31 protein-coding genes and 2 tRNA genes are annotated in these 26,594 nt (G+C 59.4%); 13 read left to right on the forward strand and 20 right to left on the reverse strand.

The genetic code is table 11. From position 1 onward, the window contains the following. Positions 1 to 17 precede the first annotated feature (17 nt). Entirely contained in the window at positions 18 to 461 is a 444-nt protein-coding gene (locus tag ACIQUH_RS01800) for a TIGR02594 family protein (protein WP_400812140.1), read from the forward strand. Between the two features lie 57 nt (positions 462 to 518). Here ACIQUH_RS01800 and ACIQUH_RS01805 read toward each other — a convergent pair whose 3' ends face one another. Next, positions 519 to 758: a hypothetical protein gene (locus ACIQUH_RS01805; RefSeq protein ID WP_400812142.1), complete on the reverse strand. Its 240-nt coding sequence runs from the start codon at positions 756 to 758 to the stop codon at positions 519 to 521. A 170-nt stretch (positions 759 to 928) separates the two neighbouring features. Here ACIQUH_RS01805 and ACIQUH_RS01810 point away from each other — a divergent pair, with 170 nt between their 5' ends. Further along, complete coding sequence (locus tag ACIQUH_RS01810) at positions 929 to 1,333, forward strand: DUF2934 domain-containing protein (protein ID WP_400812493.1); 405 nt, start codon at positions 929 to 931, stop codon at positions 1,331 to 1,333. Between the two features lie 86 nt (positions 1,334 to 1,419). Here ACIQUH_RS01810 and ACIQUH_RS01815 read toward each other — a convergent pair. Beyond that, positions 1,420 to 1,494: transfer RNA gene (locus ACIQUH_RS01815), tRNA-Asn, on the reverse strand. A 177-nt stretch (positions 1,495 to 1,671) separates the two neighbouring features. Here ACIQUH_RS01815 and ACIQUH_RS01820 point away from each other — a divergent pair. After that, a complete protein-coding gene (locus ACIQUH_RS01820; protein WP_400812143.1) occupies positions 1,672 to 1,950 on the forward strand; it encodes a hypothetical protein in 279 nt (92 codons plus the stop codon). 4 nt (positions 1,951 to 1,954) lie between these two features. Here ACIQUH_RS01820 and ACIQUH_RS01825 read toward each other — a convergent pair whose 3' ends face one another. After that, a complete protein-coding gene (locus ACIQUH_RS01825; RefSeq protein WP_400812144.1) occupies positions 1,955 to 2,599 on the reverse strand; it encodes an exopolysaccharide biosynthesis protein in 645 nt (214 codons plus the stop codon). 527 nt (positions 2,600 to 3,126) lie between these two features. Here ACIQUH_RS01825 and ACIQUH_RS01830 point away from each other — a divergent pair. From ACIQUH_RS01830 to ACIQUH_RS01860, 7 genes are all read left to right on the forward strand, one after another. Next, positions 3,127 to 3,714, forward strand: a complete 588-nt coding sequence (locus ACIQUH_RS01830) for a YqaA family protein (protein ID WP_400812146.1) — start codon at positions 3,127 to 3,129, stop codon at positions 3,712 to 3,714. 138 nt (positions 3,715 to 3,852) lie between these two features. Then, positions 3,853 to 4,407 carry a dual specificity protein phosphatase family protein gene (locus tag ACIQUH_RS01835; RefSeq protein ID WP_400812147.1) on the forward strand — a complete coding sequence of 185 codons (555 nt, stop codon included), beginning with the start codon at positions 3,853 to 3,855 and terminating at the stop codon, positions 4,405 to 4,407. Positions 4,408 to 4,703: 296 nt separating this feature from the next. After that, positions 4,704 to 5,816: an ABC transporter substrate-binding protein gene (locus tag ACIQUH_RS01840; RefSeq protein WP_400812149.1), complete on the forward strand. Its 1,113-nt coding sequence runs from the start codon at positions 4,704 to 4,706 to the stop codon at positions 5,814 to 5,816. A gap of 112 nt (positions 5,817 to 5,928) precedes the next feature. Next, on the forward strand, positions 5,929 to 6,981 hold the full coding sequence (locus ACIQUH_RS01845; protein WP_400812150.1) for a FecCD family ABC transporter permease: 1,053 nt from the start codon (positions 5,929 to 5,931) through the stop codon (positions 6,979 to 6,981). Then, positions 6,978 to 7,799, forward strand: a complete 822-nt coding sequence (locus tag ACIQUH_RS01850) for an ABC transporter ATP-binding protein (RefSeq protein ID WP_400812151.1) — start codon at positions 6,978 to 6,980, stop codon at positions 7,797 to 7,799. Before ACIQUH_RS01845 ends, ACIQUH_RS01850 begins: the two co-directional genes overlap by 4 nt. Next, the gene (locus ACIQUH_RS01855; protein WP_400812153.1) at positions 7,796 to 8,251 is read left to right on the forward strand and encodes a pseudoazurin; all 456 of its coding nucleotides are present in this window, start codon (positions 7,796 to 7,798) and stop codon (positions 8,249 to 8,251) included. The genes ACIQUH_RS01850 and ACIQUH_RS01855 overlap by 4 nt, the downstream gene beginning before the upstream one ends. 73 nt (positions 8,252 to 8,324) lie before the next feature. Next, entirely contained in the window at positions 8,325 to 8,822 is a 498-nt protein-coding gene (locus ACIQUH_RS01860) for a ferritin (RefSeq protein WP_400812155.1), read from the forward strand. A 70-nt stretch (positions 8,823 to 8,892) separates the two neighbouring features. Here ACIQUH_RS01860 and ACIQUH_RS01865 read toward each other — a convergent pair whose 3' ends face one another. The 3 genes from ACIQUH_RS01865 to ACIQUH_RS01875 form a co-directional block, all read right to left on the reverse strand. Next, positions 8,893 to 9,096: a hypothetical protein gene (locus ACIQUH_RS01865; RefSeq protein WP_020811145.1), complete on the reverse strand. Its 204-nt coding sequence runs from the start codon at positions 9,094 to 9,096 to the stop codon at positions 8,893 to 8,895. A 103-nt stretch (positions 9,097 to 9,199) separates the two neighbouring features. Further along, positions 9,200 to 9,460 carry a hypothetical protein gene (locus tag ACIQUH_RS01870; protein ID WP_400812156.1) on the reverse strand — a complete coding sequence of 87 codons (261 nt, stop codon included), beginning with the start codon at positions 9,458 to 9,460 and terminating at the stop codon, positions 9,200 to 9,202. 138 nt (positions 9,461 to 9,598) lie between these two features. After that, a tRNA-Pro gene (locus tag ACIQUH_RS01875) sits at positions 9,599 to 9,675 on the reverse strand. A gap of 230 nt (positions 9,676 to 9,905) precedes the next feature. Here ACIQUH_RS01875 and ACIQUH_RS01880 point away from each other — a divergent pair. Then, positions 9,906 to 10,442, forward strand: coding sequence for a DUF1269 domain-containing protein (locus tag ACIQUH_RS01880; RefSeq protein WP_400812158.1), 537 nt, complete (start codon positions 9,906 to 9,908; stop codon positions 10,440 to 10,442). Between the two features lie 71 nt (positions 10,443 to 10,513). Here the strand turns inward: ACIQUH_RS01880 and ACIQUH_RS01885 are convergent, their stop codons facing one another. The 6 genes from ACIQUH_RS01885 to uppC form a co-directional block, all read right to left on the reverse strand. Further along, entirely contained in the window at positions 10,514 to 11,167 is a 654-nt protein-coding gene (locus ACIQUH_RS01885) for a hypothetical protein (RefSeq protein WP_400812159.1), read from the reverse strand. Positions 11,168 to 11,339: 172 nt separating this feature from the next. Next, positions 11,340 to 11,489 (reverse strand): hypothetical protein, encoded by a 150-nt coding sequence (locus ACIQUH_RS01890; RefSeq protein ID WP_400812161.1) that lies wholly within the window; start codon positions 11,487 to 11,489, stop codon positions 11,340 to 11,342. Between the two features lie 78 nt (positions 11,490 to 11,567). Next, a complete protein-coding gene (gene uppF / locus ACIQUH_RS01895; RefSeq protein ID WP_400812163.1) occupies positions 11,568 to 12,809 on the reverse strand; it encodes a polysaccharide biosynthesis O-antigen ligase family protein UppF in 1,242 nt (413 codons plus the stop codon). Next, positions 12,806 to 14,359, reverse strand: coding sequence for a polysaccharide biosynthesis glycosyltransferase UppE (gene uppE, locus ACIQUH_RS01900; RefSeq protein ID WP_400812165.1), 1,554 nt, complete (start codon positions 14,357 to 14,359; stop codon positions 12,806 to 12,808). The genes uppF and uppE overlap by 4 nt, the downstream gene beginning before the upstream one ends. Positions 14,360 to 14,583: 224 nt before the next feature. Next, positions 14,584 to 15,726: a polysaccharide biosynthesis type 4 glycosyltransferase UppD gene (gene uppD, locus ACIQUH_RS01905; RefSeq protein ID WP_400812166.1), complete on the reverse strand. Its 1,143-nt coding sequence runs from the start codon at positions 15,724 to 15,726 to the stop codon at positions 14,584 to 14,586. A 17-nt stretch (positions 15,727 to 15,743) separates the two neighbouring features. Continuing rightward, positions 15,744 to 16,316, reverse strand: a complete 573-nt coding sequence (uppC, locus tag ACIQUH_RS01910; protein ID WP_400812168.1) for a polysaccharide export protein UppC — start codon at positions 16,314 to 16,316, stop codon at positions 15,744 to 15,746. Between the two features lie 210 nt (positions 16,317 to 16,526). Between uppC and uppB the strand changes: the two genes are divergently transcribed. Next, the gene (gene uppB / locus ACIQUH_RS01915; RefSeq protein ID WP_400812170.1) at positions 16,527 to 18,794 is read left to right on the forward strand and encodes a polysaccharide biosynthesis protein UppB; all 2,268 of its coding nucleotides are present in this window, start codon (positions 16,527 to 16,529) and stop codon (positions 18,792 to 18,794) included. A gap of 5 nt (positions 18,795 to 18,799) precedes the next feature. On the opposite strand, the gene uppA is transcribed toward uppB, so the two are convergent. Next, positions 18,800 to 20,035, reverse strand: coding sequence for a polysaccharide biosynthesis GNAT family N-acetyltransferase UppA (gene uppA / locus ACIQUH_RS01920; protein ID WP_400812172.1), 1,236 nt, complete (start codon positions 20,033 to 20,035; stop codon positions 18,800 to 18,802). 97 nt (positions 20,036 to 20,132) lie between these two features. Further along, the gene (locus ACIQUH_RS01925) at positions 20,133 to 20,345 is read right to left on the reverse strand and encodes a DUF2842 domain-containing protein (protein ID WP_020811154.1); all 213 of its coding nucleotides are present in this window, start codon (positions 20,343 to 20,345) and stop codon (positions 20,133 to 20,135) included. Positions 20,346 to 20,489: 144 nt separating this feature from the next. Here ACIQUH_RS01925 and ACIQUH_RS01930 point away from each other — a divergent pair, with 144 nt between their 5' ends. Then, the gene (locus tag ACIQUH_RS01930; RefSeq protein WP_400812495.1) at positions 20,490 to 21,593 is read left to right on the forward strand and encodes a COX15/CtaA family protein; all 1,104 of its coding nucleotides are present in this window, start codon (positions 20,490 to 20,492) and stop codon (positions 21,591 to 21,593) included. 6 nt (positions 21,594 to 21,599) lie between these two features. Here the strand turns inward: ACIQUH_RS01930 and ACIQUH_RS01935 are convergent, their stop codons facing one another. The 6 genes from ACIQUH_RS01935 to ACIQUH_RS01960 all read right to left on the reverse strand — a co-directional run bounded on the left by ACIQUH_RS01935 (position 21,600) and on the right by ACIQUH_RS01960 (position 26,567). Beyond that, a complete protein-coding gene (locus ACIQUH_RS01935; RefSeq protein ID WP_400812175.1) occupies positions 21,600 to 22,445 on the reverse strand; it encodes an aminoglycoside phosphotransferase family protein in 846 nt (281 codons plus the stop codon). A 10-nt stretch (positions 22,446 to 22,455) separates the two neighbouring features. Continuing rightward, positions 22,456 to 23,388: an N-acetyl-gamma-glutamyl-phosphate reductase gene (gene argC, locus ACIQUH_RS01940; RefSeq protein ID WP_400812177.1), complete on the reverse strand. Its 933-nt coding sequence runs from the start codon at positions 23,386 to 23,388 to the stop codon at positions 22,456 to 22,458. A 70-nt stretch (positions 23,389 to 23,458) separates the two neighbouring features. Then, the gene (gene speB / locus ACIQUH_RS01945) at positions 23,459 to 24,412 is read right to left on the reverse strand and encodes an agmatinase (protein ID WP_400812179.1); all 954 of its coding nucleotides are present in this window, start codon (positions 24,410 to 24,412) and stop codon (positions 23,459 to 23,461) included. A 130-nt stretch (positions 24,413 to 24,542) separates the two neighbouring features. Beyond that, on the reverse strand, positions 24,543 to 25,010 hold the full coding sequence (gene rpsI, locus ACIQUH_RS01950; RefSeq protein ID WP_003521540.1) for a 30S ribosomal protein S9: 468 nt from the start codon (positions 25,008 to 25,010) through the stop codon (positions 24,543 to 24,545). A gap of 2 nt (positions 25,011 to 25,012) precedes the next feature. Next, entirely contained in the window at positions 25,013 to 25,477 is a 465-nt protein-coding gene (gene rplM, locus ACIQUH_RS01955; RefSeq protein WP_279655362.1) for a 50S ribosomal protein L13, read from the reverse strand. Between the two features lie 253 nt (positions 25,478 to 25,730). Then, entirely contained in the window at positions 25,731 to 26,567 is an 837-nt protein-coding gene (locus ACIQUH_RS01960) for an EamA family transporter (RefSeq protein WP_400812182.1), read from the reverse strand. Positions 26,568 to 26,594 lie beyond the last annotated feature (27 nt).

Consider the following 26,594-nt stretch of genomic DNA (forward strand, 5'->3'; position numbering starts at 1 on the left):
ACATAAGGGCGAGACGTTTGAGAGTATCCGCGTTAATTCTATCGGTTGCCTTGTCTTTTACAGTCGTTGCATCGGCCTCGGCCGGCATGCTGAACCAGGCAGAAAAATACACCGGGCTTCACGAGTCCAAGAACAATAAGAGCCTCAAGACTATTCTTGGTGCCAATCCCCGCAGCACCCCATGGTGTGGCCTTTTCCTGCATGCGGTCGCCAGCAAGGCGGGCCGGCAGTCTCCCAAGTCCTATGGATTTGCGAAGTCCTGGACATCCTTTGGTTATGCCGTTCCCGTCAGTCAGGCCAAGCCGGGTGATGTCGTCGTCATTCGCAACGGCCGTGGTTATCACGCCGGCATCTTGAAGAGCTTGAGCGGCAAGACCGCCCAGATCCTCGGCGGCAACCAGTCCGGTCGGGTGCAGGTATCGAACTTCAACCGCAAGGCAATCGTCTCGGTCCGCCGATAAATCTCCTGATATTTCCTGGATAAAGGCGGGCTCTGACCCGCCTTTTCCATTTTGGGCCTATGGTTGCTCCCTGGTGCCGGGTGCCGCCTCGCGCTGGTCGTCGTCCTCAAGGTCGGTGGCGACGATGAAGGCATCCTCATGCTGCCTTGCCGCTTGCCGGCGTGCGCGCAGGCTCATGCTCTCATCGGGGTAAATCTCGCCATCCCTGGCCTTTAGCTCCCTGTCCGTTTCGAAACGGGCGACATCCTCGTCGCGAATGTCCAGTGCTCCGGTTTTCGGCTTTTGCGGTGTGTTCATGAAATGGTCTCCTGCGAATGTCTGCGGGGCAAACGATCCGCGGTCGATGACGGTTCCCTTTCACGCGGAAATGCTCATTCGTCATGGGTTTACGCGGAACAAACTCTGGCTTTTTTTGTTTTTTCAGTGGCACAATCAAAATCAGTGCAACACGAAAAGGGAGGCCCGTTATGAGCCATGATCGCGAAGCCGCAATCCGTGAAAAAGCGCGCGCAATATGGGAGAGGGAAGGAAGACCCGACGGGCATCACGAAAGACACTGGATCGAGGCGGAACGGGAAGTTTCCGCAGACGCCGCAGCGGTAAAACCCAAAAGCGCCAATGGCGTGAAGAAATCCGCTGCCACGAAGGCTTCAGCAGAAAAGGTGCCCGCGAAGAAGACGCCAGCGAAAAAGGCGGCCTCAGCTAAGGCCAAGTCCCCGGCGGTGAAATCGCTTGAGAAGGAGCAGAAATCCGCCGGCAAGAACAAGGAAGACGATCTGACCGAGAGCCTGGAAGAAAGTTTCCCCGCAAGCGATCCACCGGCGCTCACCAATACAACTCGGGCAACGAAACGCGCACCGAAGAAAGCCTGAGGCCTTTCAGGCGCGGAAAGCGCGATACGTCTATCCGGCCGGGAAAAAGCCGTCTTACGCTCTTTGCGGGATGTTTTTAAGAGAAATGGCTCCCCGGGCCGGATTCGAACCGGCGACCTGTCGATTAACAGTCGAATGCTCTACCGCTGAGCTACCAGGGAACGTCCACCGCTTTGGCGCGGTGTGAGCGGGGTAATACAAATGCTTTTCCGATTTGCCAAGCGGTTTTTTCAAAAAAAACGCATTCCCCTTGTTTTATCCCTCCAGAGTCCCGATTTTCCGGGCTTATCGCCGGTGAAAAAATTATCCACAGGCCAGATGCAAAAGGGCAGGATGGAATGAAATTCGGTATCGACCACAGAACGCATCGCCTCCATGTCGGAAAATGGAGCCTTGCCATGCCGCGTTCGCGCGTCGGCAGGATTGCGACGGGCTCCGCTCTGGTGGTCGGCGGAACGCTGGGTTTCCTGCCCGTGCTTGGTTTCTGGATGATTCCGCTCGGTCTCGTCGTGCTTTCCCACGATCTGCCGGCGGTTCGTCGCCAGCGGCGACGGCTGGCGGTCTGGTGGGCATCGCGGCAGAACCGCCGCGACACCCGCAATGGCGGCCGGCAATAGGATATTATGCGCCGATGGAGCTGCTGATGCCCTGGCCGGCCCAGAACGCCGCATAAGCGAGCGCTGCGAAATAAATCGCCGTAAGACCCAGGAAAAGATAGCCGCCGAGCACGGTGACGCCGTCTCTCTGAATCATCCCGGCCGAAAAAAGCAGGATCGCGACGCCCGGAAGGGTGTTGGAGAAGGGAATGAAACCGAGCGGCATCATCAGCAATACGCCCGCCGTCATCAGCGCAAGTCCGTTTATGCGGTTGGCGATGATGCCCGTCGTCAGCGCGGGAATGCGCGGGCGGATGAAACCATCGAGCTTGGAGACGATGGCGATGCCTTTTTGAAGGGCGGGAACGAGCTTTGCCGTCTCCATCTGCCGGTCGAGGATTTTTGCCGGCAGCCATGGCAGGCGGTTGAGGGTGATTGCCAGGCTGACAAGGATGATCGCCGCGCCAAATACCGTGCTGACGCCGGGAATGGAAACCGGGATGAGAAAGGGCAGGGAGGCGATGGCGCAGATAAGCAGCAGGCCCTGTTCGCCGATTGCTTCCATCAACTCGCGCAACGTGATCGTCTGGCCCTGCAGTTTTCCTATCAGCTTCTCAAGCGTCGTGCTGAGCTTTTCAGACGTATCAGTGAATGCGAATTCGTTCGTCATGCGGCTTCCCGGAAGTTGATTTGACTTCGGGATTGATACCATTCATCCGGCCCGATGCCTATCGCTGATAGAAAGGAGCCTCTTCACATTTGGTCGTGCGGTTCCGCGTTGTTTAATGCGAAACCCAGCTGCTGTAGGCGCCTGCAAGAAGAACCACCAGCAGAATGACAAGTATGACCGGATTGATCGATGTAACGAAGTTTACATAGTCCATGATAACTTCCTCCTCATTCCTCCACCTCTTATTCTACAGCAAAAAGGCGAGTACATCTACCACAGGATGAAATTTTGCACCGCAACAACCGACCTTCGGTGAAGACTGGAAATGCTTGCCTTTATGATTTTTTGCGATGCAAAAATAAATCTTCCAACATTTGCCATTCTCTTGCGTTGTCTCTAATCCTCATTCGTGGACCGGGCTTTGCGGCCCGCCGGCTGCCGTCGGCAACCACGTGGATCACCGCCAATATGCCTTGGCTCCCGCCGCCTTGCCTTCTCTCCGCAACACTTTTCCCCGGGGACATGAAATGCTGAAAAACATCTATGCCTGGACGATGGCGCTCGCCGCGCGCAAAACCGCCGTATGGTGGCTGGCGATCGTCGCTTTTGTGGAAAGCTCCGTCTTCGTCGTGCCAGCCGATGTGCTTTTCCTGCCCATGGTGCTGGCCAGGCCGAAAAAGGCGATGTTTTATGCGCTCGTGGCAACGGTTGCCTCGGTTCTCGGCGGCATCGCTGGCTGGTTCCTCGGTCACTATGCCTTTGAGAGCCTCGCGCGGCCCATTCTCGAATTTTACGGCAAACTCGACAGTTTCGAGCACCTGAAAAACTCGGTGGACTACGAGACCATCGTTCTCCTGCTGGTGACATCGGGGCTCGCGCATCTGCCGCCGATCAAGGTCGTCACCATTCTCTCCGGTGCGGCCAATATCAGCCTTGGCCTCTTCATTCTTTCGGCGGTCGTCACGCGCGGCGCGCGCTTTTTCATCCTTGCCGGATTGCTGCAGAAATACGGTGAACCGGTCCGCCATTTCATCGAAAAACGCCTCGGCGCCATCACCGCGGCGGCGGCCGCCGCGCTTATCGCGGTCTATGCGGTCTACGTTTTCGTGCGTTGACCAAGCGCAAATTTTCTACTCTTACAATACTGTCGCATAACTTTCAGCTTACTGTCAGAATCCACCTGTATCGGTTCTCTCGTCGAATGAGGGAACCGTTTTATTATGCGAAGATTCTGGAAGTGCTCCTTTGGGGGCATGGGTATTGCTGTGCTTGCCGCAGGCGGTTATCTCTACGCCATTCAGCTCCTCGGCAATTTTCACGAGGTTGTCGCGGGGCAGCTTTATCGCTCCAACCAGCCGAGCAATGAGCAGCTTGTCCGCTATACCAAGGACCACGGTATCAGGACGGTTATCAATCTGCGTGGCGCGAACGAATCCAAGTCCTGGTATCGCGATGAAGTCGAAACCGCCCGCGAGCTTGGCTTGAAGCACATCGATTTCGGCATGTCGGCAAGCCAGGAACTCGACATGAACAGGGTCAACGAGCTGGTCGCGATCATGCGCGATGCACCGAAGCCCATTCTCATTCATTGCAAGGCCGGCGCGGACAGGACAGGTCTCGCCACCGCGCTCTATCTCAGCCGTGTGGCAAAGCTTGATGAGGAACAGGCTGAAAGCCAGCTTTCCTTCCGTTTCGGCCATATCGGCATTCCCTATCTCTCGGAAACCTACGCCATGGACCGGACCTGGGAAAACGCCGAAAAGATGCCTGTCGTCGACGATTTCTCTATCGCCTCCAACGAGTTCTGAAGTCGGCTCGGGCGCATTTCCCGCAGGGCAGCACTTCGGTGATTGGAACGGGATCTTGCGTCCTGTCTCGATGACGGAGGTTATCGGAAGGGGCGCAACCCACAGATCGCGCCTGACTGAGGGGCCGGCGGCGCAGCATCTATTGCCGTCGCCCGGTGCCATATTTCCCGGCGCGCATCTTGCCGGAAATGACAATTTTCATTTTTATATTAGCAACTTATGTGATCTTGCGATTTAAGTTGACTCATAGTGTCACCTTTTATACAGCGGCATTGTTTCAACTTCTGGATCGCATCATGACCCGAAAAACATTTATCGGCGGCCTTGCCGCATCGTTCTTATCCGTTTTCCTTATCGCACCTTCCGCCATCGCCGCAGAGAAGACCATCACCGACGTCATCGGACGCGAGGTGAAGGTTGATCTTCCTGCAAAACGCGTCGTTCTCGGTTTCTATTTCGAGGACTACATGGCGGTCGGTGGCGAAAAGGCCTATGATTCCGTCGTCGGCATTTCCCGCGAAGCGTGGGAAGGCTGGGTTCCCGCCAACTGGAAAATGCATCTCGCTCACCGCGCCTCGCTTGCAGATATTGCCGATGTCGGCGAAGTCGAAGCCCAGACCTTCTCTGTCGAAAAAGTGCTTAGCCTCAATCCCGATCTGGTGATCCTGGCGGATTGGCAATACAAGGCGCTCGGTCTCGATGCCGACCGTCTGGAAGAAGAGGGCATTCCCGTCGTTGTCGTCGACTATAACGCCCAGACGGTCGAGCGCCACGTTGCCTCCACCCGGCTTTTCGGCGAACTCACCGGCCAGCAACAGCGCGGCAAGGAAATTGCCGAATTCTACGCCGGTTCGCTGAAGGATGTCGCCGAACGGGTGGCGAAATCCGGTCAGCCGAAACCGAAGGTCTATGTCGAGTTCGGCAATAAGGGACCGGCCGAATATTCCTTCACCTATGGCAAGAACATGTGGGGCGCCATGTCCACCGCCGCCGGTGGCGACAATATCGCAGCACCTTTCGTCGAATGGTGGGGACCGATCAATCCCGAGCAGGTTCTGGCGTCGAAGCCCGACGCCATCTTCATTTCCGGCCGTGAAAACAACAAGAACCCGGCGGCGCTGCCGATGGGGCAGGCGGTGAAGGCCGCGGATGCCCGCGAAAAGCTCAAGGCCTTCGAAGCGCGTCAAGGCTGGAGTGAATTGCCGGCCATCAAAAACGGCCAGCTGTTCGGTGTTTATCAGGGCGCCTCGCGCACGCTCTCCGATTTCGCCATGGTGCAATATATCGCCAAGCAGCTTTATCCCGGGCAGTTCAAGGATGTCGATCCGATCGCCAACTATCTCGGCTATTACAGGAAGTACCTGCCGGTCACGCCTGAAGGCACCTTTGCCATCGCCGTCAAGGGTTGATGGTTCTGTTGTCGGCGGCGGAAAAGCACATTTGCTTGCCGCTGAAGGTTAAGTTCTGCGGACGCCACTCCACGGCGTCCGCTTTTCAGCGTCTTTTTCAAACAGGTTTTCCATGACAATTGCCGCCCGCAATGCCGAAGCCATCGGTGCGCACCGGCTGCGTGAACGTCGTCGCTGGCGCGTCGTCGTGGTCTTTTTCGTGCTGATGGCGGTAAGCCTCGTTCTCGATATCGCCACGGGCCCCTCGCTGCTGTCGCCCGCCGAAGTAGTGAAGTCGCTGACCGGCCTTGGCGAACGGGCGGCGATGACCGATTCCATCGTGCGCGGCCTTCGCCTGCCCATGGCGCTGATGGCGCTCGCCGTCGGAGCGGCGCTCGGCGCCGGCGGCGCGCAGATGCAGACCTTGCTCAACAATCCAATGGCAAGCCCCTATACGCTCGGCATGGCGGCTGCGGCGGGCTTTGGCGCCGCACTGGTGCTTGCGCTCGGCGGTCTCGGGCTGGATGCCATGATTGCCGTTCCGCTCGGTGCTTTCGTCTTTTCCATGCTCGCCGCGCTCTTCCTCTTCATGCTGGCCTCCATGCGGCAGATGACGACCGAAACCATCATTCTTGGCGGCATTGCACTTCTTTTCCTGTTTCAGTCGCTGCTGTCGCTCATCCAGTTCCTGTCCTCCCCGGAACTGTCGCAGCAGATTCTTTTCTGGCTGTTCGGCAGCCTGACCAAGGCGACCTGGCCGACGCTCGGCCTGACGGCCGCCGTCACCGCCTTCTGCTGCGCCCTGCTGATGACGGATTGCTGGAAACTGACGGCGCTCAGAATGGGGGAAATGCGGGCGGCCAGTCTCGGCATCAATGTGCGCCGGCTGCGCATGAAGGTTCTCATCATCGTCGCCATCATGACCGCGACGGCAACGAGTTTTGTCGGGGTCATCGGTTTCATCGGGCTGGTCGCGCCGCATATCGCCCGCATGACGGTGGGCGAGGATCAGCGCTTCTTCCTGCCCATGTCGGTACTGAGTGGAGCATTGATGCTTTCGACCGCCTCGATCCTCTCCAAATCGATCATTCCCGGCGCTCTGTTCCCGGTCGGCATCGTCACCGCCATTGTCGGGGTACCGTTTCTCCTGTGGCTGATTTTCGCTCCGAAGAGGCGCGGCCGATGATGGTTCTGGATAATATCTCCGTCGAACGCGGCGGGCAGGCTATTGTGAGAGACCTCTCGGCACGTCTGGAACCCGGGCACATCCATGCCGTCATCGGCCCGAACGGAACGGGCAAGACGACGCTTCTCAGAGCGATCTTCGGCGACCTGCCGCTCGCTGCCGGCGCGATCAGCCTCGGCGATCGTCGCCTTCAGGCCGGGGAAAGGGCAGGGCGGCATAGAAGAGACTGGCGGGATCGTTTCGCCTATATGCCGCAGGATACGGCCGCCGATATTGCGCTCAGCGTGCTGGAGGTGGTGGCGCTTGGTCGCTTTGGGCGGCTTTCGCTTCATATTGACGACGAAACGCTCGATCTGGCCATGACACGCCTGCATCAGGCCGGAATAGCCCATCTGGCGGGCAGGGAGATCGCCTCGCTCAGCGGCGGGCAACGGCAGATGGCGCTTTTTGCGCAAGTCCTGATGCGTGAGCCGCAGGCGATGCTGCTCGATGAGCCGGTCAGCGCGCTGGACCTCAAGCATCAGGTGGCGCTTCTCGATCTGGTGCGGCAGGAAACCCGCGCCAATGGCCGGGTGACGCTTGTCGTGCTGCATGATCTCAACCTCGCCTGCCAATATGCCGACAACCTGCTGGTGATTTCGGATGGCGCGCTGAGGGCGGCCGGCGCACCGGGCGATATCGTCACGCCGAAGCTCATTTCCGAGACCTATGGCGTTGCCGTGGAGGTGTTGCGTGACCGGCGCGGCAATCCCGTCATCCAGCCGGCGGGCGATCCGCCGCTCGAACATTTCAAAACCGTTGAAGGAATAATTGCATGAAACGATTTTTGATGACGCTTGCCACGGCTTTGGCCGTAACCCTGCCCGTCACGCCTTCCCTTTCCGCCGAACACAAAATCCTGATGCTCAATTACGGCAAGGATGGCGGCATGGTGTTCGAGCCTTCCTTTGTGAAGGCGGAGCCGGGCGACACCATTACCTTCGTGCCGCAAAATTCCAGCCATTATGTGCAGTCCTATGCGGTTCCGGAAGGCGTGAGCCCCTGGAAAAGCAAGCTCGATGAGGCCTTCACCGTCACCGTCGATAAGGAGGGCGTCTATCTCTATTACTGCCCGCCGCATCTGATGATGGCGATGATCGGCATCATTCAGGTGGGCAAGCCCGTCAATCTCGAAACCGTCAGACAAAAGGCCGAGAAGCTGCGGCCAAAGCTCGTCATGAAAAGCGAAAGGCTGGACGCGGCGCTGGGGCAGGTGACATCAGCGCAATAACGCCCCGCCTTTCAGGCTGCGCCAATCCGCACCGCAACCCCGCTTCCTCAACCCCGAAACCAAGGATGAAACCATGGCAAACAAAGTGATCGAAACGACGTTGAACGATCTCCTCAATGGCGAGCTGCGCGCCCACCACGCCTATCTTCAGGCGGCCGCATGGGCGGCGGAACGCAATCTCGACGGTTGCTATAAATTCCTGCTCGGCCATGCGGCGGAAGAGCTGGAGCACATGCACCGCATCTTCGGCTTCCTGAACGATCTCGGCGCACGCGTCACCTTTTCCGAACTGCCGGCGCCGCAGGTCACGGCAAACGATATCAAGGGGCTCTTCACCATCGTGACGGAGCACGAATCCCGCGTCACGGCCGCCATAAATGCAGCGGTCGATCTTGCCCGCGCGGAAAAAGACCACGCCACCACCTCATTCCTGCAATGGTTCGTGGATGAGCAGCATGAGGAAGACAGCCTTTGCCGCACCATCCTCGGCAAGATCGAGTTGATCGGCGACGGCCCCAATGCGCTTTACCTGATCGACCGCGAAATCGGTCTGCTGGCGGACAAGGGCTGATTGCTACGCCAGTTTTTCTTACGCTCCACAAGCCGCACCGAACACGGCTTGTGGAGTGGAAGCCGTCGGCTCAATCGCGTCCGATATCCGGCGTCCATCCGCGCGTATATCCCTTTCCCATAATGGCGACCGCCAGGGAAAGCTGTTCCTGCAAATGCTCGATTTCTCCGAGAAGGGCTTCGACAGCCGCCTTCGCATCGCCGTCATGACACTGGATGACATATCCCGCTATGTCGTCAGGCCGTATGGGAGTGATTTTTTCAGCGTCGGACATATTGGATGACCTCTCTTTTGTTCACTAAATGTTCTAATTTTAGCAGAGAGTCAACAAGACAATGGGCGTCGCCTTTTACAGTCCGGCAATGTGGAGTTGAACGTTAGTGGACCGACGGATCCTCGCCATCCAGAAAGCTGCGAATCCCGTCTTTCTCACACGTGGCCAGGAATTCCTCCCAGGCGTCTTTGTCGGTCGCGAAAGGTTCGTCCCAGGTGGTGACATCGTCGTGCTCGCTGATAACCTCGAGCGTCCAATCCTGCTGGGTGCCGGCGGGCCTATAAATATCAACCAGAACGGTGATGCCGTCGTCTTCAAACTCGCCCGAGAATTCCGAGTGTTCTATTTTCGGTTTTTTGGCCATCTCGGCACACCTCATTCTCAGGCTTGGATAAATGCACAGCCGAACCCGGTCGTTTAAATTCGCGCATAGCACTGGTTACAGGATAGCTAAAACAAATATAGCCAGCTCTGGGGGAACTGGCTATCTATCTGATTTTAATGGTCGGAGCGGCGGGATTCGAACCCACGACCCCTTGACCCCCAGTCAAGTGCGCTACCGGGCTGCGCTACGCTCCGAACCTGAAAGCCGTTTATATATAAGCCTGTTAGGGCGCAAGCGGAAAATGGTCTTTTCATAAAAAAAGGAGCAAAGGGTGTGGATGGCGGGGAAGGGCGCGGAGCGGGAGAAGTTCCCCGGGCATGAGCGACCGTCAAATGCATGACACATCCTCTTTCCATCATGGGCGGAACAAGCCGCCCGCTTCGGCGTTCAATCGCAGCGGAATTGAAACTCAGGGAGACGAACTATGTCCGAACTCGTCGTTGTTGGTTTTGACGGAACGGAAGCGGCCGACAGGGTGCTTCTGAAGCTTGCAGGCCTGAAAAAGGAATATCTGGTCGATCTGGAAGATGCCGTGGTCGTCGTGCGCGATGAAGATGGCAAGGTGCATCTGAAACAGAGCGTCAATCTGACGGCGATCGGCGCAAGCTCCGGTTTCCTGTCCGGCGGTCTCTGGGGCGGCCTTGTCGGCCTGCTGTTCCTCAATCCGCTGGCGGGATTTGCCATCGGTGGCGCGATCGGTGCCGGCACGGGCGCTCTTGCGGGTTCGCTGACGGATTTCGGTATCGATGATGATTTCATCAAATCGCTCGGCGAGACCATTCCCAACGGTTCTTCGGCGCTGTTCGTGCTGATCCGCAAGGTGCAGCCGGAAAAGGTGCTGGCGGAACTGGAAGGCCTGCGCGGGCGGGTCATCAAGACGTCGCTGTCGCCGGCGCAGGAAGCGCAGCTGCAAAAGGCGCTTTCCGGCGGATCCGAACCGGCTGCTGCGCCTGCCATCTGATCAGACAATGAAAACGAGGCTGCGGCATGTTCCACGTCGCAGCCATCCGCTAAGGCATCGGGGAATTCGGCTTATACGGTCAAAGTGCCGTTTTTCGCCTGTGGCCAGGTGAGATAATAATAGCGGCTGCCGACGCTGCCGAAAAACGCGTTGTCGCCGGAAACACTATCGACATAGGCGCCTGTCTCGCTTCTCGCATAGGCCGAGCCGTCGCGCTTGAGATGGTCTTTCAGAAAGTCGCTCCATCCCGTCATGGCGATATCCGTGGCCGGTCTGGAGGTGGTTTCTGTATCGGAAGCCACATCCCAGGCCTTGATTTGCGCACCCTCGGCGGGATCGGAGACGGTGAGCGTGCCGGCCGCCAAAGCCTCCAGCATGGCCTTGGCCTGCGACGCCTTGTCCGGATCCTTGGTCAGTTCTTCCAGCGTCTCCTTCAGTTCCTTCATGAAATCGGCCTTGGTAATATCGCCGGAAGAAAGCTGGGTATCCGTATCGTCGGTCTGCGTATCCTCGCTCTCGGTCTGGGCATATTGCGCCAGAAGCTGCGTGAGCCGCGTATTGGTGGAAGACGAGGAGGAGGAAGTGTCGAGCCCGTAGGAATCGAGGAGAGACGTCCGCGTCGAGGAGGAGGACGTGGCGGCGGAATTGTCTTCCTGCTCCTTGATGGCCTTGAGGGCCAGTCTTGTGGCGGTGAGGCGTGTGGACAGGTCGATGGAGGAGACCATTGCGTTCGCTGTTTCCTTGATCGGGCGATACGCATCATTCGTACCGAACCGGCTCGGCGGGCATCGATCCCGCCTGTCGTCTCCTCTCATAAGAAGACCGGGTGAATCCCGGCCATGTTCGGCTTGGGATGCACCCGGTCTTAATGGCCGGACTTTGCGCGACGCTTGCGGCTCAATTCTCCTGAACGGAGACGCCGTTGGGGCCGATATTCATCTCGATCCCCTTCGGCTTGCTTTCCTCGTGCCAGACATAGATGCCAAGGCCCGCGATGACTACCACGAGCGCGCCGATGATGAGATAGAGATTATTGGTCTGCGTCATAAGATGTCTCCCCGTTTGACAATCAGAATCCGGGGCTAAACGCATGAAATGGCGTAAGGTTCCGTAAGGGCAAGTGTTTTAGGCGGCACGCGCGCGGCGGCGCAGGCTTTCGCGTTTTTCAAGCGCCATGCATCCCCACAATATGCCGAGCAGCAGGAAGAAGTGTCGCCAGTGGTCGGTATCGATGACGGCACCGATCATCACATGCCCGACGAAAGTCACCCAGGAAATAATGAGAAACGACTGCCACGGCCGTGGGCGCAGCAGATGCCTGAAACCGGCGGCGATGGTCCAGCAGATCAACACGAGATAGATCACGAAACCGAACCAGCCATGCGTCGTCAGGCTCTTCAGCCAGATATTATGTTCGGCGGCGGGAAAAATATTGTCGAAGACCATGGGGCCGATGCCGAGCGGGTGTTCCATGGCGAGCAGGAAGCCAAGATAGTGGCGGGCAAAACGCCCGAGATGGCCGCCATCATAAGATTGCACCGCCGAAGCGCGGCTGGAGAACAGATCCGCCACCTGCTTGAACTGCAGCGCGATGATGACCGCCGCGACCATCAGCCCGGCGGCGACGAGAAACAGCACGAGGATTTTAAGACGAAACGCGGCCGTGCGTTCCTTCAGCAGCATCACGAAGACGAGGAGAATGGTGGCGAACAGAAACAGGCCCCAGGCCGCGCGCGAGAACGACAGGAACACGGCAAGCGACAGGATGAGCAGCCCGGCGATCCGCCATGGCGCATGCATCGCCTTGCCGGTAAGAAGGCCGTAAATGAGGTAAAGCGAAGGTGTCACCAGAAAGGGACCGAAAACATTCGGGTCCTGAAAAGCGCCCTTGGCGCGGTCGTAAAGGGTGAAGACCTCGAAACCCGGAATGGCGTGAAAATATCCGATGATGCCGAGCAGGGCGGTGATCAGCGCCGCCGCGAGCCAGGCGCGGAAAATCAAAAGCAGCCGCTGGTATTTGTCCTCGATGATCGCCGCATAAAAAACCGAGGTCAGCGCCAGAAAGGTCGAGACGGCGAGATAAAGCGGTCCCTCATCCAGATCGGCCATGGTGGTGAGCGAAAGATAACCGCCGACATTGAACGCAAGCAGCAGGCACAGAAGCAGGATGACGGTGCGCGACAGGCGAAGGCCGAGCAGGAACCACAGGGCCACCTGTCCCACCATCATCAGCTCATAGGGCGCCGGCTCGGAGATGACGAAACCGGACAGGAACACGCCGAAAGCGATGAAGAACGAACCGACGAGCCGCATGGCGGCCAGCGGCGCGTCGAAATCCGGTGCGTGCTGATAACCGGTGTGGGTCAATAGGCGTTTTCCGATTTCAGCAGCCGTATCGGCGTGAGGAGCAGGATTTTCAGATCGAGAAACAGCGACCAGTTCTCGATGTAATAGAGATCGTATTCGGTGCGGAACTTGATCTTGTCGCCATGGTCGATCTCGCCGCGCCAGCCGTTGATCTGCGCCCAGCCGGTAACACCGGGCTTGACCTTGTGGCGCGCGAAATAATGCTCCACCACCTCGGTATATTTCAGGTCGCCCGTCTGGGCATGAACGGCGTGCGGGCGCGGCCCGACGAGCGAAAGATCGCCATAGAGAACGTTGAAGAGCTGCGGCAACTCGTCCATCGAGGATTTACGCAGGAAGCGGCCGACGGGCGTGACGCGCGGGTCGTTCTTCGTCACGGCCTTTTTCGCGGTCGGATCGCTGAGTTCCGTATACATGGAACGGAACTTCCAGACGTTGATCGTCTCATTGTTGAAGCCGTGGCGCTTCTGCTTGAAAAGGACCGGGCCTTTCGAGGTCGTTTTCACGGCAATGCCCGCACCCACCATCACCGGCCACAAAAGGGCGATGCCGATGAGGCTGAAGGTGATGTCGAACACCCGTTTCGCCACCGAATCCCAGTCGCGGATAGGCTTGTCGAACACATCGAGCATCGGCACCTTGCCCACATGGGAATAGGCGCGGGGGCGGAAACGCAATTTATTGGCATGCGCCGCGATGCGGATATCGACCGGCAGCACCCACAGCTTGCGCAGAAGCTGGAGAATGCGCGCCTCGGCGCTGAGCGGCAGGGCGATGATCAGCATGTCCAGCTTGGTCAGGCGGGCAAATTCCACCAGTTCCGCAAAGGTGCCGAGCTTGGGATAACCGGCGACAACCTCGGGAGAACGGGCGCTTTTCCGGTCGTCGAAGATACCGCAGATGCGGATATCGTTATCGGACTGCTGCTCCAGCGAGCGGATAAGGTCCTTGGCGGTATCGCCGCCGCCGACGATGACGGCACGGCGCTCCATGACGCCGTTGCGGCCCCAGTGGCGAATGGCAAAGCCGAGGATCAGTCGCCCGGCGAAGATCGCGACCGCACTCGTTGCATACCAGATGCCGAAGGCCTGCCAGGAATGCAGCGCATCGGGAAAGAAGAGGAGAAGGAAACAGGCAATACCGACGAAGGAGAGGCACACTGCGCCCTGAATGCGGGCGAACATCTTCAGCGGCGTGCGCAGCGTCGGGAGCTGATAGCAATCGCCCGCCTGCAGAAGAAAGACGCAGAGCGCCGCCCCCAGCACGCCGCCGCCGAAAACCGTCAGAAAGGTTTCGAGACCGCGATCGGCTGCGATGCCGTTGACGATGGCGGCGATGACGACGAGCATCGTGAATTCGAGAAGCCGCAATTGCCCGATTACCATGTTGGGCGAGTGGTTGCCGGCGCGCAGCTGGTTGGCGATCTGCCGTGCAAGCGGATTGAGAACGACGGTTTCGGAAGCCGAAGTCCCCCCGGCTTCGTAGTCGGAGAGTTTCTTGCGCAATGACGCCAGATCGAATTGCAGCCTGTCCTTGTCAGTCTTGGTCATTGCTTTGGTCCGCACCATCAAGCGCATCGGCCTGAAAATCGCATTCGATTTTCGACCGGAACGATGCGCAACCTCAAAGTGGTAGAGCGCCCTTTGTACATCCGGATGGATGCGCGGCGCTCTACGAGCAGAAAACTAGCCGAAACATGCTAAGAAACGTTTATGATGAGTTTCTACAGGACGGCCGGAATATACAATTAAAAATCGTGTTTTTGAAATGACTATTAGGTCAATAGCAGGTCGCGATAGAGTTTCATCATCTCATCCGCCATGACCGGGGTTGAAAATTTCGCCTTGAAGCTGTCGGGGCAAGGCATGATCCGCTGCGCCCAGTCGGCATCCTCGGCATCCTTGACCATGATCCGTGCCAGCGCATCGGCATCGCCGGCCGGTACGAGCGCCTCGCTGTCTTCGCCGAGCACCTCGGGAATGCCGCCGACATGCGAGGCAATGACCGTTTTTCCCGCCGCAAGCGCTTCGAGCACGATATAGGGCATGGCTTCGGCGCGCGAAGGCACCACTACAGTCGTTGCCAGTTCGAAGGCCTGCCTGGCGGGCATTGCCGCATGCATCGAAATCCGCCGAGAAAGCCCGGCCTTGTCGATCATCGCCGCATATTTGTCCCTGTCCGGCCCGTCGCCGACGATCACGCCGGTCATCGGCTGGCCGATGCTGCGCTCCATTTTTGCAAATGCCCTGATGAAGACATCCGGTCCCTTGAGGTCGCGCAACATGCCGATATAGAGAAAACGGGCGGCATCTTCGCGGGCGGGTACGGTTTCGAACTCGCTTTCCTGCACGCCATTATAGATCATCGCGGTGCGGGTGCGCGGCCTGCCGACCTTGGCCTCATACGTCGACTGCTCGAAATTGCAGACGAAACAGAGCGCATCGGTGAAATGCTCCTGAAACCGCTCCAGCCGCAGGAAGAGCTGCCCCTTCAGGCTGTTTCGGGCATAGTGCAAGCTGCCGCCATGCGGTGAATAGAGGCGGGCTACGCGATACCTGTTCGCCCGCAGGAGTGAGCCGATCAGCCGGGCAAGAGCGCCACCCTTGGCGCTGTGTCCATGCAGAATGTCCGGCCGCAAACTTTTGATGTGCTTGTAGGATTTCCACAGCGCCAGAAGATCGCCGGGGCTGATCGACCGCCGGATGGGCAGGCGTGTGAGGCCCAGCTCCAGCATCGGGGTGATCTGCGCGAAAAGCCGTTCCTCATGCGCGCCGCCGGTGGAACTGTCGCAGACGATGCCGACCTTGTGGCCCTGTTTCACATGTTCTTCGATGAGGTCGCGCACATGGCGGAAAACGCCGCCCACCGGGGAGCGGAAGCAGTGAATGATGCGCAGGGGAGGGCCGTCATCCGACACGTGTGCCTCTCCGTCTGTCAGAAGAAGCGTTCGCGTACATAGACGGTGTCACCCGCCAGAATGGGCGCAGTGATCACGATCCGGCCGGTCATCACCTCGGCATTGATCTTGCGGGTGATGTCGACATCGGCCTGATTGGCGCGCGGGGTGAAGCCGCCGGCAATGGCGATGGCGTTTTGCACGGTCATGCCAGGCACGTAGGAATATTGGCCGGGACGACCGACCTCGCCCATGATGAAGACCGGGCGGTAACGGTCGATCTCGATTGTCACGTCAGGATCGCGCAGATAACCCTGGCGCAGCTTGGCGGCGATGGCGGCTTCGAGTTGCGGCAGGGTCTTGCCGCGTGCCGGAACCTGGCCGACGAGCGGGAAGGCGACATAACCGGCCTGATCGACCGTATAGGTATTGGTCAGCCCGGCCTGTTCGAACACGTTGATACGCAGCCTGTCGCCGCTATCGACATGATAGGGCTGCAGGGCAGCTTCATTGAACGACCTCGGCGCGGGTTGATATGCCGCGCAGCCGGAAAGGGCCGTCAAAACGGCGAGCGTCAGTGCGGTGACATGTCGTGATCCGGCGAGCGGCATCTCATCTGGCTCCGAGTCGAACTTTGATCATTCTTATCGTTCTGTTAGGGTTAATGGCCGGTAAACAGTCAGCGCGAGCGATGGTAATATCGGCTTTATTTCGTCGGATTCGCCGGGATTAACTGTTGTGTTACCGGCAAGACTTAAACTTCGCTAAAATTGACCATCTATATTTGAGCGCCCGAGGTTTGTCTCGGTTACGGAGCCCGCATGAACGGCGATCGCATTGACGACAGGGATGTGGATATCGACCTTGCGCAGCTTGTCGCGGCCATATGGCAGCGCAAGGGCCGGATCGCCGCGATCACGCTTCTGGCCGGGGGCGCCGCTTTCGTGATCTCCAGCATGATGTCGCCTGCCTACAAGGGCGAGGCGCGTGTGCTCATCGAATCCCGCTCGGCCTCCTTCGGTGCCTCGCAGCAGTCCAATGCGCCGGCCGAACCCGTGCTCGATGAATTGACCGTCTCCAGCCAGGTGCAGATCCTGCAATCGGTCGACCTCATCAAGCAGGTCGCGAAAGACATGAAGCTCTATGAGCTGGATGAATTCGATCCGGAGGCCCATCCGTCGCTCGTCTCGCAGCTGCTGGTCGCCGTCGGCGTCAAGAAGGACCCGCTTCAGGTGCTGCCCGAAGAACGGGTGCTGAAGGCCTTCCGGGAAAGGCTGCAGGTCTATCAGGTCGAAAGTTCGCGCGTCATCACTGTCGAGTTTTCCTCGCAGGATCCAAAACTCGCCGCCGCCATCCCCAATGAGATGATGAAGGCCTATATTGCGCTGCAAAGCGGCGCGAAGCTCGATACAAGCACGGAAGCGGCGCGCTGGCTGGAGCCGGAAATCGCCAATCTGCGGGAAAAGGTGCGCGAGGCGGATAGGAAGGTTGCGGATTACCGCGCCTCCTCCGATCTTCTCTCGGCGGGGCAGGGCGAAACGCTCGCCACCCGCCAGCTCAGCGATATCTCGACCGAACTTGGCCGTATCCGCGGTGAGCGCGCCAATGCGGAGGCGAGGGCGGAAGGTGTGCGCAGCGCGCTTGCAAGCGGCCGCCCGCTCGATACTTTCCCTGATGTTGTCGGTTCCCCGACGATCCAGAGGCTGAAGGAAAACGAAACGACGATCCGCAGCCAAATTTCCGATCTCTCGTCCTCGCTGCTGGAAGGCCATCCGCGCCTTCGCGCGCTGCGCAACCAGCTTGACGGCATACAGCGGCAGATTCAGGAAGAGACCCGCAAGGTGCTGGCAAGTCTCGAAAACGAAGCGAATGTTTCGCGTCTGCGGGAACGGCAACTGGTCCAGCAACTGAACATGCTGAAATCGGAAAGCGTGCGCGCGGGCGAGCAGCAGGTCGGCCTCAACGATCTGGAACGGGAAGCTTCGGCGCAAAGGCAGCTTCTGGAAACCTATCTTGCCCGTTACCGCGAGGCGACGTCGCGCGCCGGCTCGGTGGATTCCACGCCGGCCGATGCGCGTGTCATCTCGACGGCGGTGGAGCCGCGCGAACCCTATTTTCCGAAGACCGGCGCCATCACCATTGTCGTGACGCTGGCGGCCTTTCTGCTTTCCTGCATCGTCGTGATGCTGGTGGAGCTTTTCACCGGCCGGGCTCTGAAGCCGATGGGCAGGAATCAGGTTCCGCCGCTCTCCGATCCGCCGTCTCCTTCGCGTGCTTCAGCCGATCCGGACAAGACCACGGATGCGCTGGAACAGCCCGTCGCCGCGCGCCATGAGACTATGGAGCCTGCTGTGCGGGCCATTCCGGTCGCGGCATATCAGTCTGTTGCCGAAGAGGCGCAACCGCACATGCCGGCCGTCGCTGCTGCTGCCATACCGGCCTTGCCGGTGGAAGATGTCGCGGCTGCGAAAGAAGAGGCGGTGGAAGAGGAAATCGACACCGATGACGATTTCTCCATCGACGCCGTTGCAGGTTTCCTGGCTACTCGTGTTGCCAAACCGGTCGCCGCGATCGTGTCGCCGGCCGGTGATAGCGGATCGACCGCCACCGTCATGCTGGCGCGCGCTTTGTCTGAAATGGGCCGTTCGGTCGTTCTCGTAGACATGACGGCATCTGCCTGTCCGACGCGGCTGATGGCGCCGGAAGCCGGGCTTCCCGGTGTCATGGACCTTCTCGCGGGCGCGGCCGCCTTCGGTGAAACCATTCACGGCGACCGCCTGTCCGACGCCCATATCGTGCCGCGCGGCAATGCGCAGCCGCGCGAGGCGATGCGCGCCATAGATCGCCTGACGATGATCCTCGGGGCGCTTTCAGATGCCTATGATACGGTTCTCGTCGAATGCGGCGCGGTGCAGATTTCAAGTCTTGAGAAAATGCTGCGCAACCTGCCGGCGGAAATCATTGTTTCGGTTCCCGGCAAGGATAGCGAACTCTTGGAAAAGACGCTCGGTGAACTGGTTGCCCAGGGCTACGAACAGGCATTGCCGATGACCGGCATGCGCAAGCCGGACCATCTGAGCGCGGCCTGATCCGCTCAATCGGCTGCTGCTGCTGCTGTGTCCGTCTTCGGCCGTCCAGCACGAAAACGCTGAATCAGCGCATAGAACGCCGGATTGGATTTGATCAGGCTCTTCGTCCGGGCGATGGCGACATAGGCCGAGGCCGCCGCGCGGCCCTTCAGCGTTACCGGCAGGAATATATCGTGCTGTACGGTGAAAAGCGGGCACCAGCTGCGCTTGTACAGCTGGTCGCCGACGCCGAAATCGAAGATCGCCGCCTTTTCGCGACATGCCCTTTCGATCATCAGCCAGAACAGCAATTCGCCCGGGCTGAGTTCCGAAACGGATTCATCGATCGAACCGAACTGGCAGATGATGTGATCCTGCTTGCGCGAAAGGCCGGCTATTGCGGCGACGACGCCTTCGTTTGCACCGTGCAGGCGAATGGCATGCAGTTCCAGCAGACTGTCCGTGCCCGTCTCGGGATAATTGGCGAGATCGTAGAAGAAATCCTTCACCGATTGATCGCGAAAGACATCCGGAATGCCCTGCGAGGCGAAACGGGCGGCCTTCTGGCGGAAAAACGCCTGCAATAATTCGCATTTTTCCTGGGGGGATCGGGCGATCACATGGCTGTAGCCACCCATTTCCTCGGCCCTTCGGCTCTGGATGCGGAATTTCTTCCGCCGCCTCTTGGCGTTGACCTGCCGGAGCGTGGCCTCGAAACTTTCGAACAGGGGAAGCTGGAAGGCCGGATTCTGGTTTTCGACGGAAGCAAGATGCGAGAGGGGACTGGTCCTGCCGCGCCACGTCAGCGGTACGTTCTGCAACGCCAGAATATCGGCCCGGCCATGCAGCAGCTTCCGCGCCTCGCGGGCAATCGCCGCCGCGATTTCCTGCCCTGCCTGTTCGGCAAAGGAGGGGTCGAAAAGCCCCGTATTGATATTGTTGAAACGGCCGCCGGGAAAACGCGCCTTGCGGATGCCGCCTTCCAGCACGATTTCGAGCGGCAGCAGAAAGATCGTCTTGCCGCTTTGCCGGCCGCGAAGCGTCAGGAGCGCGCTGTTCTGCGTTTGCGCCCAGATGGAGCACCAGCCGAAGCCTTGATGCAGTGAATTGAGCGGGTCGTTTTCCAGCCGCTCCCAGTCGGCACGGATGGTGGAGGTGTCATCGACGAGATCGATCAACAGGCGATCGGCACCCCGCCGCTCGTTTTGCACGGCGGTCGGCGCTTGCTCATCACTGATAAAGACCGGCCCCTCAGCCGCCATCCACTCTCTCCGGTTGTTTCGGTCGGACTATATCGTTGAGCGGCAAACAATCGGTTTATAAAATTGCGACCTCAGGATGTCATGCAATGGTCGGCGCTTAACCCTGTTTTTTGGGCCCGGCCATCCATTTGATGATCAGCATCGCCGGCAGAACCCACAAAATTCCGGTCAACACGAAATAAGCGAGATGCACCCACCAGGGCGATTGCGCCAGTGCCGCCGATGCAATGGCCGTCGCCACCACGGCGTAAACGACGACGAGGCATATGATGACGATGGTGCCGATAAGCGATCTGAGGCGAGGGTGCATGAGGTCTTTCCATCATTGAATATCTGCGAGGGACTATACTGCCGCGACCGCATGCCGCAAACCCTGAGGCCTTGTTTTGTGGTGCCGGTTGGGGCTAATCAACATGACTGTATGAGGGAGACCTGAAAGATGCGTTCGAGCGGCATGACGATGGCAAATGGTTCTGCGGAAATGGTGGTGGAGGCTGCCCTGCAGAAACAGGAGAAGGACCGCCGCCTGCTGCGCATCTGGCTGCGCGTGGTGCTCTTCACGCTCTTCTGTCTGGTGCTCGTTGGCGGCGCCACGAGACTTACCGAATCCGGCCTGTCGATTACCGAATGGAAACCGATCCACGGCGCGATACCACCGCTCTCCGTCGCCGAATGGGAAGAGGAGTTCCAGCTCTACAAGCGCATTCCCCAATATCAGGAAATCAACAAGGGCATGTCGCTCGATGAGTTCAAGACGATTTTCTGGTGGGAATGGGCGCATCGCCTGCTTGCCCGCACCATCGGCCTCATCTTCGCTTTGCCGCTCGCCTTCTTCTGGCTCACCGGCCGCGTCGAAAAGCGCCTGCGCCTGCCCTTGGTCGGCCTTCTGGCGCTTGGCGGCTTTCAGGGCTTCATCGGCTGGTGGATGGTCTCTTCCGGCCTCGTCAACCGCACCGATGTCTCGCAATATCGCCTTGCCACGCATCTGACCATCGCCTGCCTTATCTTTGCGGGCTGCATGTGGATATTGCGCGGCCTGTCGCATCATTCCCCCGAGGCCGCCGACGAGAAGACGGGCAGGGGTTTTGCCGCGCTTCTGACGGTGCTCTGTCTCTTCCAGATCTATCTCGGCGCATTGGTGGCGGGGCTGAATGCCGGCCTCTCCTATAATACCTGGCCGCTGATGGATGGCTCACTGGTGCCGGGCGATCTCTTCCTGCAACAGCCCTGGTGGATCAACCTCTTCGAGAACCCCAAGACGGTGCAGTTTGTCCACCGCCTCGGCGCCTATACACTGTTCGCCGCCATCTTGTGGCATATGGTGTCGATGGCGCGCGCGCTGCCGAATACGCCACACGCCCGCCGTGCGGTGCTGTTCTTCGTACTGGTTTCCATTCAGGCGGCGCTCGGCATCACCACGCTGCTCATGCATGTGGATATTCATGTGGCACTTGCCCATCAGGGCATGGCGTTGATCGTGCTTGGTTTCGCCGTCGCTCACTGGCGCGGTTTCATTGGCGAATATCCGGCACCCGTTGCGGTCGAAGTCAGGGACTGAGGCGGCTTAAAACTGCGCGAGCACCGCTTTGATGGTGGCCGCGACGACGAGTTCGTTGTCGCGCTCTTCCGCATTGCCATCCTCTTCGTGCCACGCGGCAGAAAGACAGCCATAGGCAAAGGCATATTGCAGCAATAGCCGTTCGTCCCGTTGCAGGGCCTTCGCAAAAATCGCCGCCATGGAGGCGATGCGCGCCTCGCTGCGCGTCAGGTCGAAACGGTCGAGCGGATTGGAGAACATGTTGGCGACATCGAGCGCCGCATCGCCGATCAGGCCGGCGGGATCGATGATGATCCAGCCGCGTTCACCGCGCATGATGTTCTCGTGATGCAGATCGCCGTGCAGCGGCTTCACATCCCGCTGCTGGCCGATCAGTTCCTGCGCCAGCGTGGCCGCCTCGATATAGGGGCTCTCCACGCCGTCGATGCGATCCTGATCGGCCTTGCGGAACAGGCTCTCGAAATAGAGCGGCAGCGTCAGCAGGCTTGAAGGCGGCTGCTGCTGCGATGGCTGATGATATCTGAGCAGGACATCGGCGGCGATTTCCGTGGCGGCATCGTCGTTGCCGTCGCGAAACAGCACGTCGCGCAGGGTTTCCGTGCCGGCATGTTCCATCAGCAAAATATCGTCGGAGCGGTCGAGCAGCTCCACGCAGCCGATACCGGCGCGCCATTCGATGAAATCCGCGCCGCGAAGGCTGTCCTTCAGTACTTTCTTTTTCAGAACCTTGGCGACGGCAAGGGAGCCGTCGCCGCGCGTAAGCTCGTAGACCACCCCGGCCGGCGTGTCGGCAATCCGTTTCGCGGCCTCGATATTCCACGAGGCCGGAAAAGATGGGGCGGGCGTGTTCATAAGGAACGCCTCATGCGGAGAGCATCAGTTCCATGTTCTGCACGGCAGCACCGGATGCACCCTTGCCGAGATTGTCGAGCAGTGCCACGAGGTTGATATGCTCGCCGCCCGGCGTACCGAAGACGAAGAGCTTCATCGTGTCCTTGCCTGCCAGTTCCTCGGCATCGATGCGCGCGAGGCCCTTGCTTTCGGCAAGCGGCACCACGCTGACGATATCCTGCCCCGCATAATGGGCGGTCAGCGCCGCATGGATCGTTTCGATGGTCGTGCCTTCCTTCAGGTCGGCGGCAAACAGCGGCACCTGCACGATCATGCCCTGCGGGAAACGCCCGACGGAGGGCGAAAACAGCGGCGCGCGGTCGAGCTGGCCGTGAATGGTCATCTCAGGAACGTGCTTGTGCTTGAGCGTCAGGCCATAAAGGAAATTATTGGCGCTGATGGCGTCATCGCGGCTCTGGTCTTCCATCTGGGCGATCATCTGCTTGCCGCCGCCGGTATAACCGGAAACCGCATTGACGCTGACCGGATAACCGTCGGGCAGGAGGCCGCTAGCGCGCAGCGGGCGCAGAAGGGCGATCGCGCCGGTCGGGTAGCAGCCCGGATTGGCGACGAGGCGCGCGGAACGAACCTTCTCGCCCTGTTCCTTGTCCATTTCGGCAAAGCCGTAGGCCCAGTCCTGATGGACGCGATAGGCGGTCGAGGTGTCGATGATGCGGACATTGTTATTGCCGGCCACCATCGAGACGGCTTCCCGGGAAGCATCATCAGGCAGGCAGAGGATCGAAATGTCGGCATTGTTGAGCATATCCTCGCGCATCGCCGCATTGCGGCGCTCAGCCTCGGGTATGGACAGCAGCTCGATATCGCGGCGACCGGCAAGGCGCGTGCGGATCTGCAGACCCGTGGTGCCGTGTTCGCCATCGATGAAGATCTTCGCTGTCATGTCCTTGTCCTGACTTTTCAAAGGGTTGCGAGGGTAATCGGAATCAGTTTTCTAAGTTCTGGCCGCCTTGTCAGCCGGCCTTCGCCAGCCGTTCGGCGCGCAGGCCAAGCATATACATTGCAACGGTGGCTCCGGCAATGGCGGTAATATCGGCATGGTCGTATGCCGGCGCCACCTCCACGACGTCCGAACCGCGAATATCGAGCTGGCCAAGCCCGCGCAGAACGGAGAGGATTTTAGCGCTGGTCGGCCCGCCGGCCACCGGCGTGCCGGTTCCCGGCGCAAAGGCGGGATCGAGGCAATCGATATCGAAGGTCAGATAGACGGGCATGCCGGCCGTGTGCTTGACGATCAGCGAGGCGATATCGCCCGCCCGCATCTCCTCCACCTCGTATCCGTGGAGAATGCGGATGCCGAAATCGTCAGGCGCATGGGTGCGGATGCCGATCTGGATCGAGCGGTCCGGGTCGATCAGACCGTCACGCACGGCGCGGGCCACGAAGGAGCCGTGATCGATACGCTTGCCATCGTCGAACCAAGTGTCCTGATGCGCATCGAACTGCACCAGAGCCAGCGGCCCGTGTTTGGCCACATGCGCTTTCAGCAAAGGCCAGGTGATGAAATGATCACCGCCCAGCGTCAGCAGGTAATCCGTCTTGGAAATGATCCGCCGCGCTTCCTTTTCGATCGTGTCAGGCGTTTTCCAGTGGTTGCCGTAGTCGAGCAGGCAGTCACCATAGTCGATGGTCGGCATATGGGCGAAAAGGTCGCGCGCGAAGGGATATTGCGGGTCGTTGTCGAAGATCGCCGAGGCGCGGCGGATCGCCTGCGGCCCGAAGCGCGCACCCGGCCGATTGGAGGTGGCCGCATCGAAGGGAATGCCCCAGATGGCGGTCGATACGCCCTTGAGGTTCTTGGTGTATTTACGCCGCATGAAGGAGAGGACGCCCGCATGGGTCGGGTCGGTGGCGGCCGATGTCAGGGTCGTTGCGGTAAAGGCATGGTCGATGGTTTTGGACGGCATTGATCACCCCATTGCGATTTGCGCCGAGGTTGCTGTCTTCCTGCTGAAAAAACAAGGGAGGTGACCATGAAAAAAGGCGGAGCCGAAGCCCCGCCTTTCGAAGTTCTGAACGAACCGTTCGTGGAAGCGATTAGCGCTTCGAGAACTGGAACGAACGGCGGGCCTTGGCCTTACCGTACTTCTTACGCTCGACAACGCGGCTGTCGCGGGTCAGGAAGCCGCCCTTCTTCAGAACGGAGCGCAGGCCCGGTTCGAAGTAGGTGAGGGCCTTGGACAGGCCGTGACGAACGGCGCCGGCCTGACCGGACAGACCACCACCGGCAACGGTGGCGATGATGTCGAACTGACCCGTGCGGGCAGCGGCGACGATCGGCTGCTGGAGGATCATCTGCAGAACCGGACGTGCGAAATACGTGGTGAAATCGCGGCCGTTGATGATGATCTTGCCAGAACCGGCCTTGACCCATACGCGGGCTACGGCGTTCTTGCGCTTGCCGGTCGCGTAGGAGCGGCCGAGGGTGTCAACCTTGCGGACATGCACGGGAGCCGAAGCTTCCGAAGCCGGGGCGAGGTCTTTCAGAGAGGAAAGATCGGCCATTATCAGGCGCTCCTTACGTTCTTCTTGTTAAGCGCGGCCACGTCGAGAACGGTGGGCTGCTGTGCTTCGTGCGGGTGGTTGGAACCGGCGTAAACGCGCAGGTTCTTCATCTGGCGACGGCCGAGCGGGCCGCGCGGGATCATGCGCTCGATAGCCTTTTCAACGACGCGCTCCGGGAAGCGGCCTTCGATGATCTGGCGAGCGGTGCGCTCCTTGATGCCACCCGGGTGACCGGTGTGCCAGTAGTACTTCTTGTCGGAATACTTCTTGCCGGTGAAGGCGACCTTTTCCGCGTTGATGACGATGACGTTGTCGCCATCATCGACGTGGGGGGTGTAGGTAGCCTTGTGCTTGCCGCGCAGGCGGGTTGCAACGATGGTGGCGAGGCGACCAACAACGAGGCCTTCGGCGTCGATGATGACCCACTTCTTCTCCACCTCAGCGGGCTTCTGAACGAAAGTAGACATGGATTTCACTTTCTAACGTGGACCCGTCATCCTCTTTATGAAAGAGCATACGGGCGTTTCTTGTTGCTTGGTTTGGTTGCCATCAGGGGCAACCGCAAATGACCCTATTCCGGCTGGAATCCGATCTGGCGCGCTTATACGGTGCACGAGCGAAAGCGTCAATATGACTGTTTTTGTGGATCGTAAAAATAGACAAGCAAAAACAATGGGTTATTGATGTGGTATTATTTTACCCCATTCGGGAGGCATGTTTTCACCCGAGCCGCATCACCAGAACGCCCGCTGCAATGATGCCTCCGGCGAGATAACGCCAGATGCTCGCCCGTTCTTTCAGGATCACCACGGAGATTACCAGCGCGAAGAGGATGGAGGTTTCCCGAAGCGCCGCGACGACGGCCACAGGCGCCTTCGTCATGGCATAGAGCGCCAGCCCGTAAGAAAGGATGGAGCCGCCGCCGCCGATCAGGCCGCGCCACCAGTTGCGCCGGACATGCTGCGCGACAGGGGCGACGCCGCGCTGAAAAAAGGCAAAACCGAAAAGCAGCACGGGCGGCAGAAGCGACATCCACAGGGTATAGGAGATGGCGTTGCCGGAAAGCCTTGCGCCGACACCGTCGACGAAGGTGTAGGACGCGATCACGAAGGCGTTGAGCAGGGCGACCATGATCGCCTTTCCGCCACCGCGCCGCGCCTCGAAAGCAAGCGTCAGGATGCCGCCCGAGATGACAGCGATCCCGGCAAGGGCGAGCGGGCTCAAAACCTCGCTCAGGAACAGGCTGCTCGTCGCCGCGACGATCAAGGGGGCCACGCCGCGCATGACGGGATAGACAAGGCCGATGTCGCCGATCGTATAGGCGGCGGCGACAAGACGGAAATAGGCAAATTGCAGAACGGCCGAAGCGATCAGAAAGGGAACGGCGACCGGCGCGGGAAATGGCAGAAAAGGCAGAAATGGCAGCGAGCAGGCCGCGGCTCCCGCCGCGATCAGCGAGGCGTCCAGCGATTTGTCGGATCCGGATTTGACCAGCGCATTCCATCCGGCGTGCAGCATTGCGCCCAGGAGCACCAGAAGAAGAATGTCAAATGTCACAATAGAGACTCGCTCGCAGGCTACTTT

This window comes from Agrobacterium sp. NPDC090283, assembly GCF_044769685.1.
In the GTDB taxonomy this organism is placed as follows: Bacteria; Pseudomonadota; Alphaproteobacteria; order Rhizobiales; family Rhizobiaceae; genus Agrobacterium.